Below are 14,656 nucleotides of genomic sequence, written 5' to 3'. Positions count from 1 at the left end.
GATGCCCGCCAGTGAACACGACGGGCATACGATGCCCGCAGGAAATGCCTCGGACATGCACGGCAATATGACCGGGGATATGGCTGACATGCCGGGGCACGACCATGAGGCCATGATGCAGGAGGTTATGGCCGAGGGCGAAGCCGTTCCGGACATGGACGTTGGCGTGGACGAAAAGCTGGGCGAGTACATCCCGCGCGGCATTACGCTCAAGGATTCCAACGGACACGAGGTGGACCTGCGCGACGTGTTGACCGCGCCGTCCATCATTATGCCCGTGTACTATACCTGCCCCAGCGTGTGTAACCTGATGCTGTCGTCCTTTGCGCGCATCCTGCCGGATGTGGCCCTGACGCCGGGGCAGGAGCTGCGCGTGGTGTCCATCAGCTTTGACGAGTACGACACGCCCAAGGTGGCCGCCAGCAAAAAGCGCAACTATATGGCGTCCATGCAGGGCGAGTTTCCGCCGGAGCACTGGCTGTATCTGACCGGCGATAAGCAAAACATCGACCGCGCCATGCAGGCCATTGGCTTCCGCTTTCACCGGGTGGAAAACGCCTTTGTGCATGCGGCGGTGGTGGTGGCCGTGGCCCCGGACGGCAAGATTGTCCGGTATCTCTACGGCACGGACTTTCTCCCCTTTGATGTGACCATGGCCGCCACGGAGGCGGCGCAGGGCAAGGTTGGCGTGTCCGTCAAGCGCCTGTTGTCCTTCTGCTTCGACTACGACCCCGAGGGGCGGCGCTATGTGTTCGACACCATGCGCGTTGCTGGGTTCTCCATCCTTGGGTTTGCCGTGATTCTTTTTGTCATACTGCTGGTATCCGGGCGCAAAAAGCGCGACTAGCGCCGCCTGTGGGCCACAGCCTGCCAGCTGTTTCCGTTCGTGTTGAATGCATGGATGCGCCCCTTCGTGGGCATCCGCCAACCGTGCGAGGAGAAGAGGCATGTGCGCGACCGAGGTCTATGGTCCGGGATTTCTGAATCCGGTTGAAGGCAGCGGCCTCATCCGGTCGTGGATATTCTCCACGGACCACAAGCGGATTGGACTGCTCTATCTGGGATGCATCCTCGCCATGTTTATCGTGGGCGTTATGCTGGGCCTTGCCATCCGGCTGGAGCTTATTGCCCCGGGCGAGACCATCATGGGCCCGCAGACGTACAACGCCGTGTTTACCCTGCATGGCGTGGTGATGATTTTTTTGGTGGTCATCCCCAGCGTGCCCGCGGCTTTCGGCAATATTATTCTGCCCCTGCACCTTGGGGCGGAGGATGTGGCCTTTCCGCGGCTGAACAACTTTTCGTGGTGGCTGTATATCATTGGCGCGGCGTTTGCCATTACCGCGCTGTTTAGCGGCGACGGACCGCCCGACACGGGGTGGACCTTCTATGTGCCGTTTTCCACGCAGACCACGACCAATGTGGGCCTTGCCGTAACCGGGGTGTTCATCCTCGGGTTCTCGTCTATTCTGACGGGGCTGAATTTTATCGTCACCATCCACCGCCTGCGCGCACCGGGCATGACGTTCTCGCGCCTGCCGCTGTTTGTGTGGACGCTGTACTCCACGGCGTGGATACAGGTACTGGCAACGCCCATCCTTGGCATTACGCTGCTGCTTATTGCGGCGGAGCGCGTTTTGGGCATGGGCATTTTTGACCCCGCGCGCGGTGGCGACCCTATTTTGTATCAGCATCTGTTTTGGATTTATTCCCACCCGGCGGTGTACATCATGGTGCTGCCCGCCATGGGCGTGGTGTCCGAGATTATCCCGGTCTTCGCGCGCAAGAACATCTTTGGCTACAAGACCATTGCGGTCTCCAGCCTTGCCATTGCCTTTGCCGGGTCGCTGGTGTGGGCGCACCACATGTTTACCAGCGGCATGAGCGACACGGCGGTGCTCATCTTCTCCCTGCTTACCTTTGTGGTGGCTATCCCCTCGGCGGTGAAGGTCTTCAACTGGGTGGCCACCCTGTACAAGGGGGCCATACGGCTGGACCCGCCCATGACCTTTGCCATGTGCTTCATTTTCCTGTTTTCCATCGGCGGGCTGACCGGGCTGGTGCTGGGCAGCGCCGGGACAGACGTGCATGTGCACGACACCTACTTTGTGGTGGGGCACTTCCATTATGTGATCTTTGGCGGCACGGGGTTTGGGCTGTTTGGGGCCATGCATTTTTGGCTGCCCAAGGTCTTTGGGCGTTCCTACAACATGCGGCGGGCCAATATCAGCGCGCTGCTCCTGCTGCTGGGGATGAATGTGCTGTACATGCCCATGCTGGTGCTGGGGATGGAGGGCATGCCGCGGCGGTACTACGACTATCTGCCCCAGTACACGGACATGCACTTTGTCTCCACCATTGGCTCGTGGATTACGGCCGTGGCCTTGGCGCTGATGTTTTGGAACCTGTGGCAGGGCATGCGCCACGGGCCAAAGGTGGGCAAGAATCCCTGGGGCGGCGCCACGCTGGAGTGGACGCTGCCGTCTCCGCCGCCGCATCACAACTTCCCGTCGGTTCCCGTTGTGGACCGCGGACCGTACGACTTCTCGGGGGTAAAGGCTGATGACGCATGACGCCTTGAAGGACTACACCGGCGCGAAGATGGGAATGTGGCTGTTCCTGTTCACGGAGATACTGCTCTTTGGCGGGCTGTTTGTGCTGTTTGCCGTGTATTTGGCGCGCTATCCCGTTGGGTTTCATGCCGGAAGCCTGACGCTGAGCGTGCCCTTTGGCGCGGCGAATACCGTGGTGCTTATCACCAGCAGCCTGACCATGGCGCTGGCCGTGTCCGCCATTCAGTACCATGACATGAAGCGGACCATGCTCTTCCTTGGGCTGACCGTGGCCTTTGCCGGGGTGTTCCTCGTGAACAAGTACTTTGAATGGAGCGCCAAGATCCACCACGGCATCTATCCCGGCTCGGACCTGATGACGGACATGGAGCACGGCAAGGCCGTGTTTTACGCCATGTACTACACCATGACGGGGCTGCATGGCCTGCATGTGATCATCGGCATGTGCGTCATTGGCTGGGTGATGTGGCTGGTGCATGTGGGCAAGGTCACGGGGGACGACTTCGTCACGCTGGAGAATGCCGGGCTGTACTGGCATCTGGTGGACCTTGTGTGGATTTATCTGTTCCCGCTTTTCTATCTTGTCACCTAAGGACGGGAGACGCGCTATGCACTCGGAAAATGGCGATCATCATATCCTGCCGTACCGGCTGCTTGTGGGCGTATGGGCGGCCCTGCTGGTGCTGACCGTCGTCACGGTGGGAGCCGCGGAGATTAATTTTGGTTTTTTGAATGTCGTCATCGCGCTGACCATTGCCACCAGCAAGGCGCTTCTTGTGGTGCTCATCTTCATGCATCTGCGCTACGAGAACAGGACCTTTCATATCATGGTCATCACGGCGTTTGTTATTTTGGCGATATTCATCGGGTTGACGTTCTTCGACACAGCATACAGGTAGGCTGCCATGAATCCGAGTGTGGACGCAGCGGCAAAGGTTGATTTTGCCTTCCTTATCATCTTCGTCATTTCCGTGGCCGTACTGGCGCTGGTGACGGGGCTGATGCTTTGGTTCTTGTGGCGGTATCACCATACCCGCCATCCCGAGGCCGAAAACGTACGCGAAAGCGTGTGGCTGGAGGTGATGTGGACGCTCATCCCCACCATCCTTGCCCTTGGCATGTTTTGGTTCGGGTGGGACAGCTTCAAGGCCTTGCAGTCCGCGCCCGAGGACGCCCTTGAGGTGCGGGTGGAGGGGCGCATGTGGTCGTGGGCGTTCATTTACGACAACGGCCGCCGCAGCAATGTCCTGTACGTGCCTGTAGACACCCCGGTGAAGCTGACCATGACGTCCACAGACGTGCTGCACAGCTTCTACGTCCCGGCGTTTCGCATCAAGCGCGACACGGTCCCCGGCATGAACACCTATGCGTGGTTTCGGCCCGAGGAGGTCGGGGACTATGACATCCTGTGCGCGGAGTATTGCGGGCTGAAGCACGCCAATATGCTGAGCGTGGTGCGCGTGGTGCCCGAGGACGAATTCGGGGCGTGGTACACGGGCGAAACCGATACCAAGGCCGCGGACAAGGGCAAGGCGCTCCTTGAGGAATACGGGTGCGTCAGTTGCCACTCGCTGGATGGCAGTGACGGCGTTGGCCCAACGCTGAAGAATATCTACGGCACCACGCGGCAGGTGGTGAAGGCCGATGGCACGGAGGCCGAAGTGGTGGCGGACAAGCCGTATCTGCGCCGCGCCCTGCTGGACCCCAATGCCGAGGTGGTCAAGGGCTATCAGGCCATGATGCCCGGCTATGACGGCGTTATTCCCGAGGAGGACCTGCTGGAGATGGTCAACTGGATGGCGAACCAAGGAGCCATGACCATGCCCATGGGCCGCAGTGTGGCCGAGGGCGAAGGGTGCCTGAGTTGCCACTCCACGGACGGTTCCGAAATTGCGGGGCCGACGTTTAAGAATCTGTATGGCAGCACCGTTGCGGTCCTGCGTGATGGTGTGGAGGAGCAGGCCACGGCGGACGAAGCCTACCTGCGCGAGGCCATCCTTGAGCCGGAGGCGGTGATTTCCAAGGGCTACCAGCCCATCATGCCGCCCTATGGACACCTGAGCGAGGATGACCTCAGCGCGCTGGTGGACTGGTTGAAAAGCCTGAGCGAGGCGGGCGGATGAGCACGGGCGGCAGGGCCTCGGCATGCATGGCGCTGGCGCGTCCGCGCATCAGCGCTATGGTGGCTGGAGCCGCGCTGTTTGGCTTTTTGCTTGGCTTAGAGAGTGGCGTCCCCCTTGGGGCTGGCCTTGCCGTGTGCGCGGGGTCCTTTGCCCTGTGCGGGGGATGCTCGGCGCTGAATCAGGTGCAGGAGCGCGTGCTGGACGCGCGCATGCGGCGGACTGCGTCGCGTCCTGTGCCTGCTGGCCGCATGTCGCCCCGCCTTGCCACGCTGTGGGCGGCGGCGCTTATGGCGGTTGGCCTTGCGCTATACGCCGCTGCTGGTTTCTTGGGCGCGGGGCCGCGCGGGGCCGGGGCGCTGGTCCTTGCTGGCGCGGGGGTCGTGGCCCTGTACAACGGGCTGTATACGCCGCTTAAGCGCCTCACGGGCCTTGCCGTGCTGGTGGGCGGCGTCCCCGGCGCCATGCCGCCCTACGTGGGCTGGCTGGCGGCTGGCGGCGCGCCTGATGCGCCGGGAATCCTCGCGGTGTGTGTGGTGGTGTATCTGTGGCAGGTGCCGCATTTTTGGATGCTGGCGGAACTGCACCATGAGGACTACGTGGCGGCGCGGCTGCCTTTGCCGCCTGTGCGCCTGCCTGTGGCCGTGTACCGTCCGCTGATGTATTTATGGGTGGTGGCGTACTTTACCACCGCATTGACGCTGCCGGTTTTTGTGGGCGCGCCGGAGGCTGCGCCGTGGATGCTGGGCATCTGCGCCGTGACCGGGGCTGGAGTTGGGCTGTGCGGCGTGTGGGGACGCTCCCGCCGCGCCATGGCTTGGCTGAATGCGTCCATGCCGCTCATTTTCGCGGCGCTGCTGTTAGGCCTGTAGACCACGCTGAACGCAAAGGGGGAACTATGCTTTGGGTGCATCCCATCGTGCAATTCCTGTGCACGCTTCTGGCCGTGTATGTGCTGGTGCTGGGCATCAAGCGCTTTATGATGTCGCACCTCAAAAAGCGCACGCGGTTCGACTGGAAGCGGCATGTGTTCTGGGGGCGGGTTGTCATCATCGTCTGGTTTGTCGCCTTTGTGTGGGGCGCGGGCATGACGCGCTACAAGTGGGGGACCTCTGACCTGACGGGCACACACTTTGTGGTGGGGCTCATCATGCTGCCGCTGCTCGTGACCGGCTATTTTACGGGTGAGGTGCTGGACAGAAAGCGCAAGCGCCGCACAGTACTCCCCCTTGTCCATGGCGCGAACAACGCCCTGCTGCTGGCGCTGGCTATTTGGCAGATTTTCACCGGCATATGGGTGATTCGGATGTTTCTGCTGACGGGTTGAGTGGTGCCTGTCAGTGGAACGAAAAGCGGGCCGCTTTCCGAGAGGAAGGCGGCCCGCTTGAATGTGTGCGCTCTGGCGCGGCGCTAAATCTGCATCACCAGCGGCATGACCACGGGGTCGCGGTCGATGACGCGGCGGAAGAAGCGGCGCAGGGAGGAGCGGATGCGCTCCTTGAGCTTGCCCGTCTCGCCGGGGGGAATGTTCTCGAAGATATCCAGTACGATGCATTTGGCGTCTTCCAGCAGGTGGCTGTACTGCTGCTCGAACACAAAGCCCTTGGATGAAATGTCCGGGCCGACAAGGATTTCGCCGGTTTCATCGTCCACCACAAGGGTGACGATGACCATGCCCTCGCCGCCGAGAAGCTGGCGCTCCTTCAGCACGGTCTGGCCCACGTCGCCAACGCCTTTGCCGTCCACCAGAATCTGGTCCACGGGCACGCTGTCTTCCAGACGGATGCCGCCGTCAGCCAGCAGGGTGAGCGGGTCGCCGTTTTCCAGCACAAGGGCGCGCTCCGGGGCAACGCCGCATTCGCGCGCAAGGCGGGAGTGCTTGACCAGATGGCGGTATTCGCCGTGCACGGGCACAAAGAATTTGGGCCGCACGGTCTCCAGCATGATTTTCAGTTCCTCGCGGTGGGCGTGACCCGATGCGTGGATGCCCTGCACGCGCTCGTACAGCACTTCCGCCCCGAGGCGGTAGAGGTTGTTGATGACCTTGGTGATGGCGCGCACGTTGCCGGGGATGAAGCGCGAGGACATGAGCACAAGGTCGCCCTCGCGGATGGAGAGCTGCCGGTGCTCGCCCGAGGCAATGCGCGACAGCGACGCCAGCGGCTCGCCCTGCGAACCCGTCACCAGCAGAACGATTTCCGAATCCGGATAGGAGGGGATGTCCTCCATGTCGATGATGGTGTCGCTTTTCACGCGCAGGTAGTCCAGCTCGCGCGCAAGGTCGATGTTGCGCAGCAGGCTGCGGCCGTTGACGGCCACCTTGCGCCCGAACTGGGCGGCAAGGTCAAAGACTTCCTGCATGCGCTGGATGTGGCTGGAGAAGAGCGTGACGATGATGCGTCCGTCGTGCCCGTCAAAAATGTCGTGCAGGGAGCTTTTGATTTCGCGCTCGGTGAGGGCGAAGCCGTCGCGTTCCACGTTGGTGGAGTCGGACAGCATCAGCTGCACCTGCCCCTCGTCGGCAAAGTGCTTAAAGCCGTCAAGGTCCGTGGCCACGCCGCCAAGGGGATTGCGGTCAATCTTAAAGTCGCCGGTGTGGACGATGCGTCCGGCCGGGGACTCGATGCCCATGCCGAAGCCGCCCACGATGGAGTGGCACACGGGGAAGAACGTGACGCCAAAGTCGCCAAGCGTGATGCGGTCGTGCCCGTTGACGGTGCGCAGGTCCGCGTCGTCCAGCAGGTTATGCTCGCGCAGTTTGCTCTGCACCAGGGCGATGGTGAATTCCGAACCGAACACCGGGGCATGGACATTCTGGAGCAGCCACGGCAGCGCGCCGATGTGGTCCTCGTGTCCGTGGGTCAGGATGATGCCTTTGAGGCGGTCCTTGTTCTGAATGAGGTAGTCGAACCGGGGGATGACCACGTCGATGCCGAAGAGGTAGTCCTCCGGAAACATCAGGCCGCAGTCGATGAGGATCATGGAGTCGCCCGTCTCCATGACCATACAGTTCATGCCAATCTCGCCCAGACCGCCAAGCGGGGTCAGGGTGACGTGTTGTTCAGCCATTATGCTGCTCCATGTAGGCCGCGTTCATGGCGCGGTACAGGTCGTCCTTAAAGAGTTCGCGCTCTTTGAGCGTGTAGCGCCCCTGTGTGGTAATTGGGGGCAGAGCCTTGACCCGAATGGTGCGGTTCTCGCCGAAGCGGATGCGGTTTTTGGGCAGGGTCTCGCCGGATCCGGTGATAACGAGCGGGACCACCGGAAGTCCCGTTTTGAGCGCGATAATCATGCCGCCGACCTTGAAGGGCTGCAGCGAGGAAAGGTCTAAGGCGCGTGTGCCTTCGGGAAAGATGACAATGTTCTGCCCGGCGCGGACTTCCTCCACCGCTTTCTCCACGCTTTTCATGGCGCGGCGGCGGTTGGTCCGGTCGATGGGAATGGTCCCGGCGTTGCGCATGGCGTTGCCGAACAGGGGAATGTCAAAAAGCGACTGCTTGGCCACAAAGCCGATGCTCCAGTGGCGAAGCGATGTGTACAAAAGCGGAATGTCCAGCTGACTTTGGTGGTTGGCCATAAAGATATAGTTCTGGCTTGGGTCCAGATTCCCCAGGTCCGCCTCCACGCGGATGCCGGCAAAGCGCACGGCGCAGGCGCTCCAGAATTGGGCGCACCAGCGGGCGGTCTTGGGGATGGTAATGGCCAAAATGGTAAGCACTGCCGTCAGCGGCAGGTAGGTGGAATAAAAGAATATGGTTCTAAGCATGTTGTGGTGCGATGTCCTTGTTATCGTGTCCGGGCGCCTGCAAACATGACCCCGGCGGGGGCAATGTACTGGAAATACGGACGACAAACAAGGCGCAGATTGCCTGCCTTCGCTGTCCCCGAGCCGACACTCGGGCGCGGAAAAATCGGCGCAATACCGGCCATAGGACGAAAAACGCCGCCCCTGCGCATGCAGGGGCGGCTGTGGTGACAGGAATGTGTGGCGCGGGGCGCACGGGCCGCCAGCGGGGTGGTGGCGGGGCTTTGCCTCGCCGGGAGAGGGGTGCGCCCTAGGCATGGGCGGGTTCTGCGGCCTTGGCCACAACTTTGTCCACCACCTGCGGCGGCGCTTCCTCGTAGTGGTCAAACTCCATGGTAAACGTGCCCTGACCGCCCGTCATGGAGCGCAGGTCGGGCGCGTACTGGAGCACTTCCTCCATGGGGACATGGGCGCGGATTTCCGTGACGCCGCCCTGTGAGTCGGACCCAAGGACCTTGCCGCGGCGGCTGGACAGGTCGCCAATGACGTCGCCCATAAAATCGTCGGGCACAAAGACGGAGACGAGGACCACAGGCTCCAGCAAAATGGGCTTGGCTTGCTCCGCCGCCTTTTTGAAGGCGAGGGAACCGGCAATCTTGAACGCCATTTCCGAGGAGTCCACGGAGTGGTACGAGCCGTCGTAGAGGTGCACCTTGAAGTCCACCACCGGGTACCCAGCCAGCACGCCGCGCGCGGCGGCCTCCTGAATGCCTTTGTCCACGGCGGGGATGTACTGGCGCGGAATGGCGCCGCCGACGATTTCGTCAACGAATTCATAGCCCTCACCGCGCTGCATGGGCTCCAGCCTGATGAGGCAGTCGCCAAACTGGCCGCGTCCGCCGGACTGCTTTTTGTGGCGGCCCTGTACGTCGGCCTTGCCCTTGAAGGTTTCGCGGTAGGGCACCTTGGGCGTTTTGAGCAGGATATTGGTCTTGAAGCGGCGCTTGGCGCGCTCTACGGCGATTTCAATGTGCAGCTGGCCCATGCCGGAGAGCAGAATGTCGCCGGTTTCCGCATCACGCGTGAGCTTGAGGCAGAAGTCCTCCTCCAGCAGCTTGTGCACGGCGGAGTAGACCTTGTCCTCCTCGCCCTTTTCCTCGGGGGCGAGGGCGTAGGAAATCAGCGCCGGGGGCAGTGCCGGGGCGGCAAAGGTGAACTGGGCCTTTTCGTCGCACAGGGTGTTGCCGGTGTGCACGTTTTTGAGCTTGGCCACGGCCACAATGGCGCCGGGACCGGCCTCGCCCTTGAGGGGCTTTTGGGTTTTGCCCTCAACCTGCAGCAGATGGCCGATGCGTTCCTTGTCGCCGGTGCTGGTGTTGAGCACCTGTGTGTCGCCGGAAAGGGTGCCGGAGAGGATGCGCATGACGGAGAGCTGTCCGGCAAAGGGATCGGCAATGGTCTTGAAGACAAAGGCGGAGAAGGGGGCGTCCGGGCTGGACTCGCGCTGCTCGCCGTCTTCACCGGGCCAAGGGGAGCGTTCCAGGGGAGAGGGGAACAGGTCTTGCGTCAGGTTCAGCAGCATGTTGCTGCCGCGGTTTTGCAGGGCGGAGCCGCAGGCCACGGGGGTCAGCTCGCCGGAGCGGACGCCCTTGCGCAGGCCGGTGGCGATGTCGTCGTCGGAGAGCTCGCCTTCCTCAAGGTATTTTTCCATGAGCTCTTCATCGCTCTCGGCGATGTTTTCGATCATGGTTTCGCGCAGGGTTTCAACGTCGGAGGCGATGTCGCCGGGGACGGCTGTTTCGGTAAAGGAGCCGTCTTCGTTGTAGATATAGGCCGTGTTCGCCAGAATGTCCGCAACGCCGCGGAAGTCTTCCTGCTGGCCGATGGGCATGTAGAGCAGAACGGGCTTGGTATCGAGCATGGAGGAGATGCTGTCGAAGGCCATGTCAAAGTCGGCGCGGTCGCGGTCCATCTTGTTGATGAAGATGATGGCGGGGAGGCCAGCCTTGTGGACTTCGCCCCACAGGCGTTTGGTCAGGGGCTTTGCGCCGTCCACGGCGTCGATGGTGAAGATGACGCCGTCCGCAGCGGTGAGGAGGTAGGCGATGTCGCCGACGAAGTTGTTGTCGCCGGGAGTGTCGATGAGAAAGTGTGTGTTCTTGTTCCACTCGTACGAGGCAAAGCCCGGCAGAATGGACCCACGGCGTTTGATTTCCTCGGGTTCGGTATCGAGGACGGTGGTGCCTTCCTCTATCCTGCCGAGTCGGTTGATGACGCCGGTCTGGAGCAGCAGCATTTCGGCGACCGAGGTCTTTCCGCAGCCGCCGTGTCCTACAAGTGCGTAGGTCCGTTGGGTCTTGAGCGCATCCGACATTGGTCTCTCCCTTGGCTGTGTATTAATTCCGGGTGACCGCAGCGCTAGAGCGCACCGCTGAACCCGGAAACAGGTCCGCGGATAAGAAATTTCAATGATTTAAAGCTATACGAAGCTCCCTTCAACGTTGTCAAGCGGCGAAATGCATACTCGCGCAGGTGTTGGCCCCAGCTTGTGCGTGGCGCGCAGGCCCCGGCGCATGCGTTAAAGCGCAGGAGTGCCAGAGTGGCGGCAGGTTGCGCCGGGGCGCTGGCGCGGCCCAGGCGCGGCGCAGAATGTTGGGGCAGGGCGGGCGTGCGGCGGAGTTTTCTGCCCGCACAGTGGACAATCCCGCGGCTTTTGTGGGATTCAATAAGAAGGAAGTTCCGTCATTTTGGCGGGACCGCTGGGGCGTCTGGCATAAAGCGCGACGGGCGGGTCCGATTCGTCTTTTTCTGAGTTGCGGTATGCGTCCCGCCATCAAGCCGGGGTCTGTTCATGCAGAGTAGGCGATTTTTCCAGATGATTCTGGTTGTGCTGCTATGCCTTGCAGGGCATGGGGCCAGAGCCAACGGCCTTGTGACGCCCCTCACCGAGGAGGAGCGCGACTGGCTGTGGAAAAACGCCGCGGACGTCGTCTTTGTCTACGACCAGCAATTCCCGCCATTTGAATTCTCCGACGAGGAGGGCCGCTTTTCCGGGCTTGGCGCGGACTACCTGCACCTTGTGGAGAAGAAGCTGGGCGTCAAGTTTACCTACAAGACCCACCCGGACTGGAACACCGTTCTCAATATGCTCCGCAGCGGCGAGGGCGACGCCATCACCGCGCTGACTATTACCAAGGACCGCGAGGATTATCTTATATACACCAACTCCTATGTGGAGGTGCCGTGTGTGCTGCTGGTGCGCAGTGACGACCAATCCACATCAACGCTGGAGGACCTTAGCGGCAGGCGGGTGGCCGTGGTCAACGGCTACGCGACCCATACCTTCCTCAAAAATAGCTACGCCTCGCGCTTTGAAATCGTCCCTGTTCCCACGGCGCAGGCCGGGCTGCGCGACCTCGCCTTTGAGGTGGTGGACGCCTTTGTGGTGAACCTTGGGCTTGCGGCCTACTACATCGAAAAGGACGGCCTCGCGAACATTCGGGTGGCCGGGGACGCCGTGTATACCTACCGTTTCAGCTTTGCCGTGCGCAAGGACCTGCCCATCCTGCGCGACATTCTGCAAAAGGGGCTGGACAGCATCACTGAGGAGGAAGCACAGGCCCTGCGCGATAAGTGGTACAACATGGACGAAGACCGCAAGCGCACCATGTTCCTTTTGCGTATTGGCGGGCTGACCCTGCTGGCCGCGCTGGCTATTATTGTTGTCTTTTACGCCGTGAACAGGACGCTGAAGAAGCGCGTGCGCGAGCGGACCGAGGCCCTTGAATTCGAGCTGGAGGAAAAGGAACGCATCGCCGAGGAGTTGCGCCTAAGTCAGGAGCGGTACGCGCTGGTTGTCCAGGGGGCCAACGACGGCATCTGGGACTGGGACGTGGCGTCGGATTCCATCTATTTTTCCCCGCGTTGGAAGAGCATCATCGGCTATGCCGACCACGAGATAGACAACGATGTGCGCGAGTGGATGGAGCGCATCCACCCCGATGACAAAGACATGGTCCTGCGCGTCAACCGCGAGTGCCGCGACGGCGTGCGTAGCCAGTTCGAGATTGAATACCGCCTGCGGCACAGGGACGGCAGTTACCGCTGGATTTTGGGCCGGGGCACGGGCGTGCGTGATGACTCGGGCCGCGCTTACCGTATGGCCGGAACCCACTCGGACATCACGGGCCGCAAGCGCGCCACCAACGAGTTGGCGAGGTCCAACCGGCTGCTGCGGGCGGTGCTGCACCAAGCGCCTTTTGCCATTGTCATCGCGCAGGGCAATGCCAAGTCGTGGATTATTACGGCATCCAACAAGGAGGCCGAGCGCCTGCTGGGCATCAACGAGGAGGCCGTGGGCACCACGGGCATGGTGGACGGCGAATTCGTCAATGCCGAGACCATCCGCTTCCGCGCCTACGACTTGGACGGCTGGGAGTTGCCGCGCCATAAATTGCCGCTGGCTATGGCGATGACGCAGGAAAAAGTGTTGAGCGGGATGGAGATGGTGGTGGTGCACACCTCGGGCGAGGAATACACCGTGCTGGTCAACGCCGTACCCGTACATGACGAGCAGGGCGAGGTGGTTGCAGGCATTGCTATCTTTTTGGACATTACCGACCGCAAGCGCGCCGAGGAGGAGCGCAGGCAGTTGCGCAATATGCTCCAGTCCATCATTGACTCCATGCCGTCGGTGCTGGTGGCCCTTGATGGCGAGGGCCGCGTGACGCAGTGGAATACCGAGGCCGAGCATATGACGGGCCTGAGTTTTGACGACGCCGAAGGCCGCGCCCTGAGTGACGTCATGCCCGAACTTGCCGGAGAGACGGCGCTTGTTGAGGCGGCATTGGCCGAGCGCAAGCCGCAGGTTTCGCCACGGCGGGCGCATATGATGGGTGAGGGCGCCATGCGCTACGAGGACCTGACCGTGTATCCGCTGGTGTTTGAGGGATTCGAGGGGGCGGTTGTGCGCATAGACGACGTGACGGAACGGGCGCGCATTGAGGAAATGATGATTCAGGCGGAGAAGATGCTGTCCGTTGGAGGGCTGGCCGCTGGCATGGCGCACGAAATCAACAACCCGCTGGGCATCATTATGCAGTGTGCGGAGAGCATCTCCCGGCGTGTGTCGCCCGAGCTTTCCGCAAACACCAAGGCCGCGGGCGAGATTGGCATCGACCTTGGGCAAATGCGGCAATACATGGATGAGCGCGGCATTTCCGGGTATATTGATGGCATCAGGGATGCCGGAAGCCGCGCCGCAAAGATTGTGCAGAATATGTTGAACTTTAGCCGCAGCAGCGAGTCGCGCATTCAGGCCTGCGATCTGAATACCCTGCTCGACTCAACCATTGAACTGGCGGCCAACGACTACGACCTTAAAAAGAAGTTCGACTTCCGGCAGATTGAGATAGAGCGGCACTATGCCGCGAATCTGCCGCACACGCTGTGCAGTTCCACGGAGATTGAGCAGGTGTTTTTGAATCTGCTCAAAAATGCCGCGCAGGCCATGGCCGAGGCGGACCCGCCGCCCGAGACGCCGCGCATTACCATCCGCACGGCGCTGCAGCGCGCGGAGATACTCATAGAATTGACGGACAATGGTCCCGGCATGCCAGAGCATGTGCGCAAGCGCGTGTTTGAACCGTTCTTCACCACAAAGTCCGTGGGCACCGGGACGGGCCTTGGGCTGTCCGTGTCGTATTTTATCATATGCACCAATCATGGCGGCCAGTTTGACGTGGAGTCGGCACCCGGCAAGGGCGCCAAGTTCACCATCCGGCTGCCGGTGAGGGAGGCCTCCGCATGAGCCGAGAAGAACCCGTCATACTTGTGATCGACGATGAAGAGTTCATCAGAGGCACACTGGTGGACTTCTTCGAGGACTGTGGATTTGAGGTCCATGCCGCCGGAAGCGGTGAGGAAGGGTTGGAGGTGTTGCGCCGCATCGGCCCGGACCTTGTCACCGTGGACATGCGCCTGCCGGGGATGGACGGCAACGACTTTATCATGAAGGCCAAAGCCGAAGCGCCGGACCTGATGGTGCTTATTTTTACCGGGTCCGCGGATTACGTGCTGCCGCAGGCGCTACGCGACATGGGCCTGACGTCGCGCCACGTGTTCAGCAAGCCCGTGCGGTCCATGGAGGCCCTTGTGGACGCGCTGGACGACCTCTACGGCGTGAAGGTTGAGTGGTAGGATGAAACGGCGGCGGGGCG

The 14,656-nt window shown here is 61.5% G+C and carries 12 protein-coding genes; 9 read left to right on the top strand and 3 right to left on the bottom strand.

The genetic code is table 11. The features are described 5' to 3' along the window. The 7 genes from ACY69P_RS06440 to ACY69P_RS06410 form a co-directional block, all read left to right on the top strand. The coding region (locus ACY69P_RS06440) for an SCO family protein (protein WP_462326920.1) at window positions 1-847 on the top strand (847 nt) is incomplete at its 5' end. 100 nt (window positions 848-947) lie between these two features. Next, on the top strand, window positions 948-2,573 hold the full coding sequence (gene ctaD, locus ACY69P_RS06435; protein ID WP_459898252.1) for a cytochrome c oxidase subunit I: 1,626 nt from the start codon (window positions 948-950) through the stop codon (window positions 2,571-2,573). Then, window positions 2,563-3,165 (top strand): cytochrome c oxidase subunit 3 family protein, encoded by a 603-nt coding sequence (locus tag ACY69P_RS06430; RefSeq protein WP_462326919.1) that lies wholly within the window; start codon window positions 2,563-2,565, stop codon window positions 3,163-3,165. Before ctaD ends, ACY69P_RS06430 begins: the two co-directional genes overlap by 11 nt. A 16-nt stretch (window positions 3,166-3,181) precedes the next feature. Further along, a complete protein-coding gene (locus tag ACY69P_RS06425) occupies window positions 3,182-3,472 on the top strand; it encodes a cytochrome C oxidase subunit IV family protein (protein WP_462326918.1) in 291 nt (96 codons plus the stop codon). A gap of 6 nt (window positions 3,473-3,478) precedes the next feature. Beyond that, window positions 3,479-4,696 carry a cytochrome c oxidase subunit II gene (coxB, locus tag ACY69P_RS06420; protein WP_462326917.1) on the top strand — a complete coding sequence of 406 codons (1,218 nt, stop codon included), beginning with the start codon at window positions 3,479-3,481 and terminating at the stop codon, window positions 4,694-4,696. After that, entirely contained in the window at window positions 4,693-5,565 is an 873-nt protein-coding gene (locus tag ACY69P_RS06415; RefSeq protein ID WP_462326916.1) for a UbiA family prenyltransferase, read from the top strand. The genes coxB and ACY69P_RS06415 overlap by 4 nt, the downstream gene beginning before the upstream one ends. Window positions 5,566-5,591: 26 nt before the next feature. Next, on the top strand, window positions 5,592-6,020 hold the full coding sequence (locus tag ACY69P_RS06410) for a DUF4079 family protein (protein WP_462326915.1): 429 nt from the start codon (window positions 5,592-5,594) through the stop codon (window positions 6,018-6,020). Window positions 6,021-6,103: 83 nt separating this feature from the next. Here the strand turns inward: ACY69P_RS06410 and ACY69P_RS06405 are convergent, their stop codons facing one another. The 3 genes from ACY69P_RS06405 to fusA form a co-directional block, all read right to left on the bottom strand. Next, window positions 6,104-7,762: a ribonuclease J gene (locus ACY69P_RS06405; protein ID WP_459898263.1), complete on the bottom strand. Its 1,659-nt coding sequence runs from the start codon at window positions 7,760-7,762 to the stop codon at window positions 6,104-6,106. Then, window positions 7,755-8,459, bottom strand: coding sequence for a lysophospholipid acyltransferase family protein (locus ACY69P_RS06400; RefSeq protein ID WP_462326914.1), 705 nt, complete (start codon window positions 8,457-8,459; stop codon window positions 7,755-7,757). Before ACY69P_RS06400 ends, ACY69P_RS06405 begins: the two co-directional genes overlap by 8 nt. A gap of 289 nt (window positions 8,460-8,748) precedes the next feature. Continuing rightward, window positions 8,749-10,812 (bottom strand): elongation factor G, encoded by a 2,064-nt coding sequence (gene fusA / locus ACY69P_RS06395; protein WP_462326913.1) that lies wholly within the window; start codon window positions 10,810-10,812, stop codon window positions 8,749-8,751. 477 nt (window positions 10,813-11,289) lie between these two features. Between fusA and ACY69P_RS06390 the strand changes: the two genes are divergently transcribed. Beyond that, on the top strand, window positions 11,290-14,247 hold the full coding sequence (locus ACY69P_RS06390; protein WP_462326912.1) for a PAS domain S-box protein: 2,958 nt from the start codon (window positions 11,290-11,292) through the stop codon (window positions 14,245-14,247). Further along, window positions 14,244-14,636 (top strand): response regulator, encoded by a 393-nt coding sequence (locus tag ACY69P_RS06385; protein WP_462326911.1) that lies wholly within the window; start codon window positions 14,244-14,246, stop codon window positions 14,634-14,636. Before ACY69P_RS06390 ends, ACY69P_RS06385 begins: the two co-directional genes overlap by 4 nt. The last annotated feature ends 20 nt before the right edge of the window (window positions 14,637-14,656 follow it).

Source organism: Desulfobaculum sp. (assembly GCF_054921475.1).
This window is presented reverse-complemented; position numbering and strand designations above follow the sequence as displayed.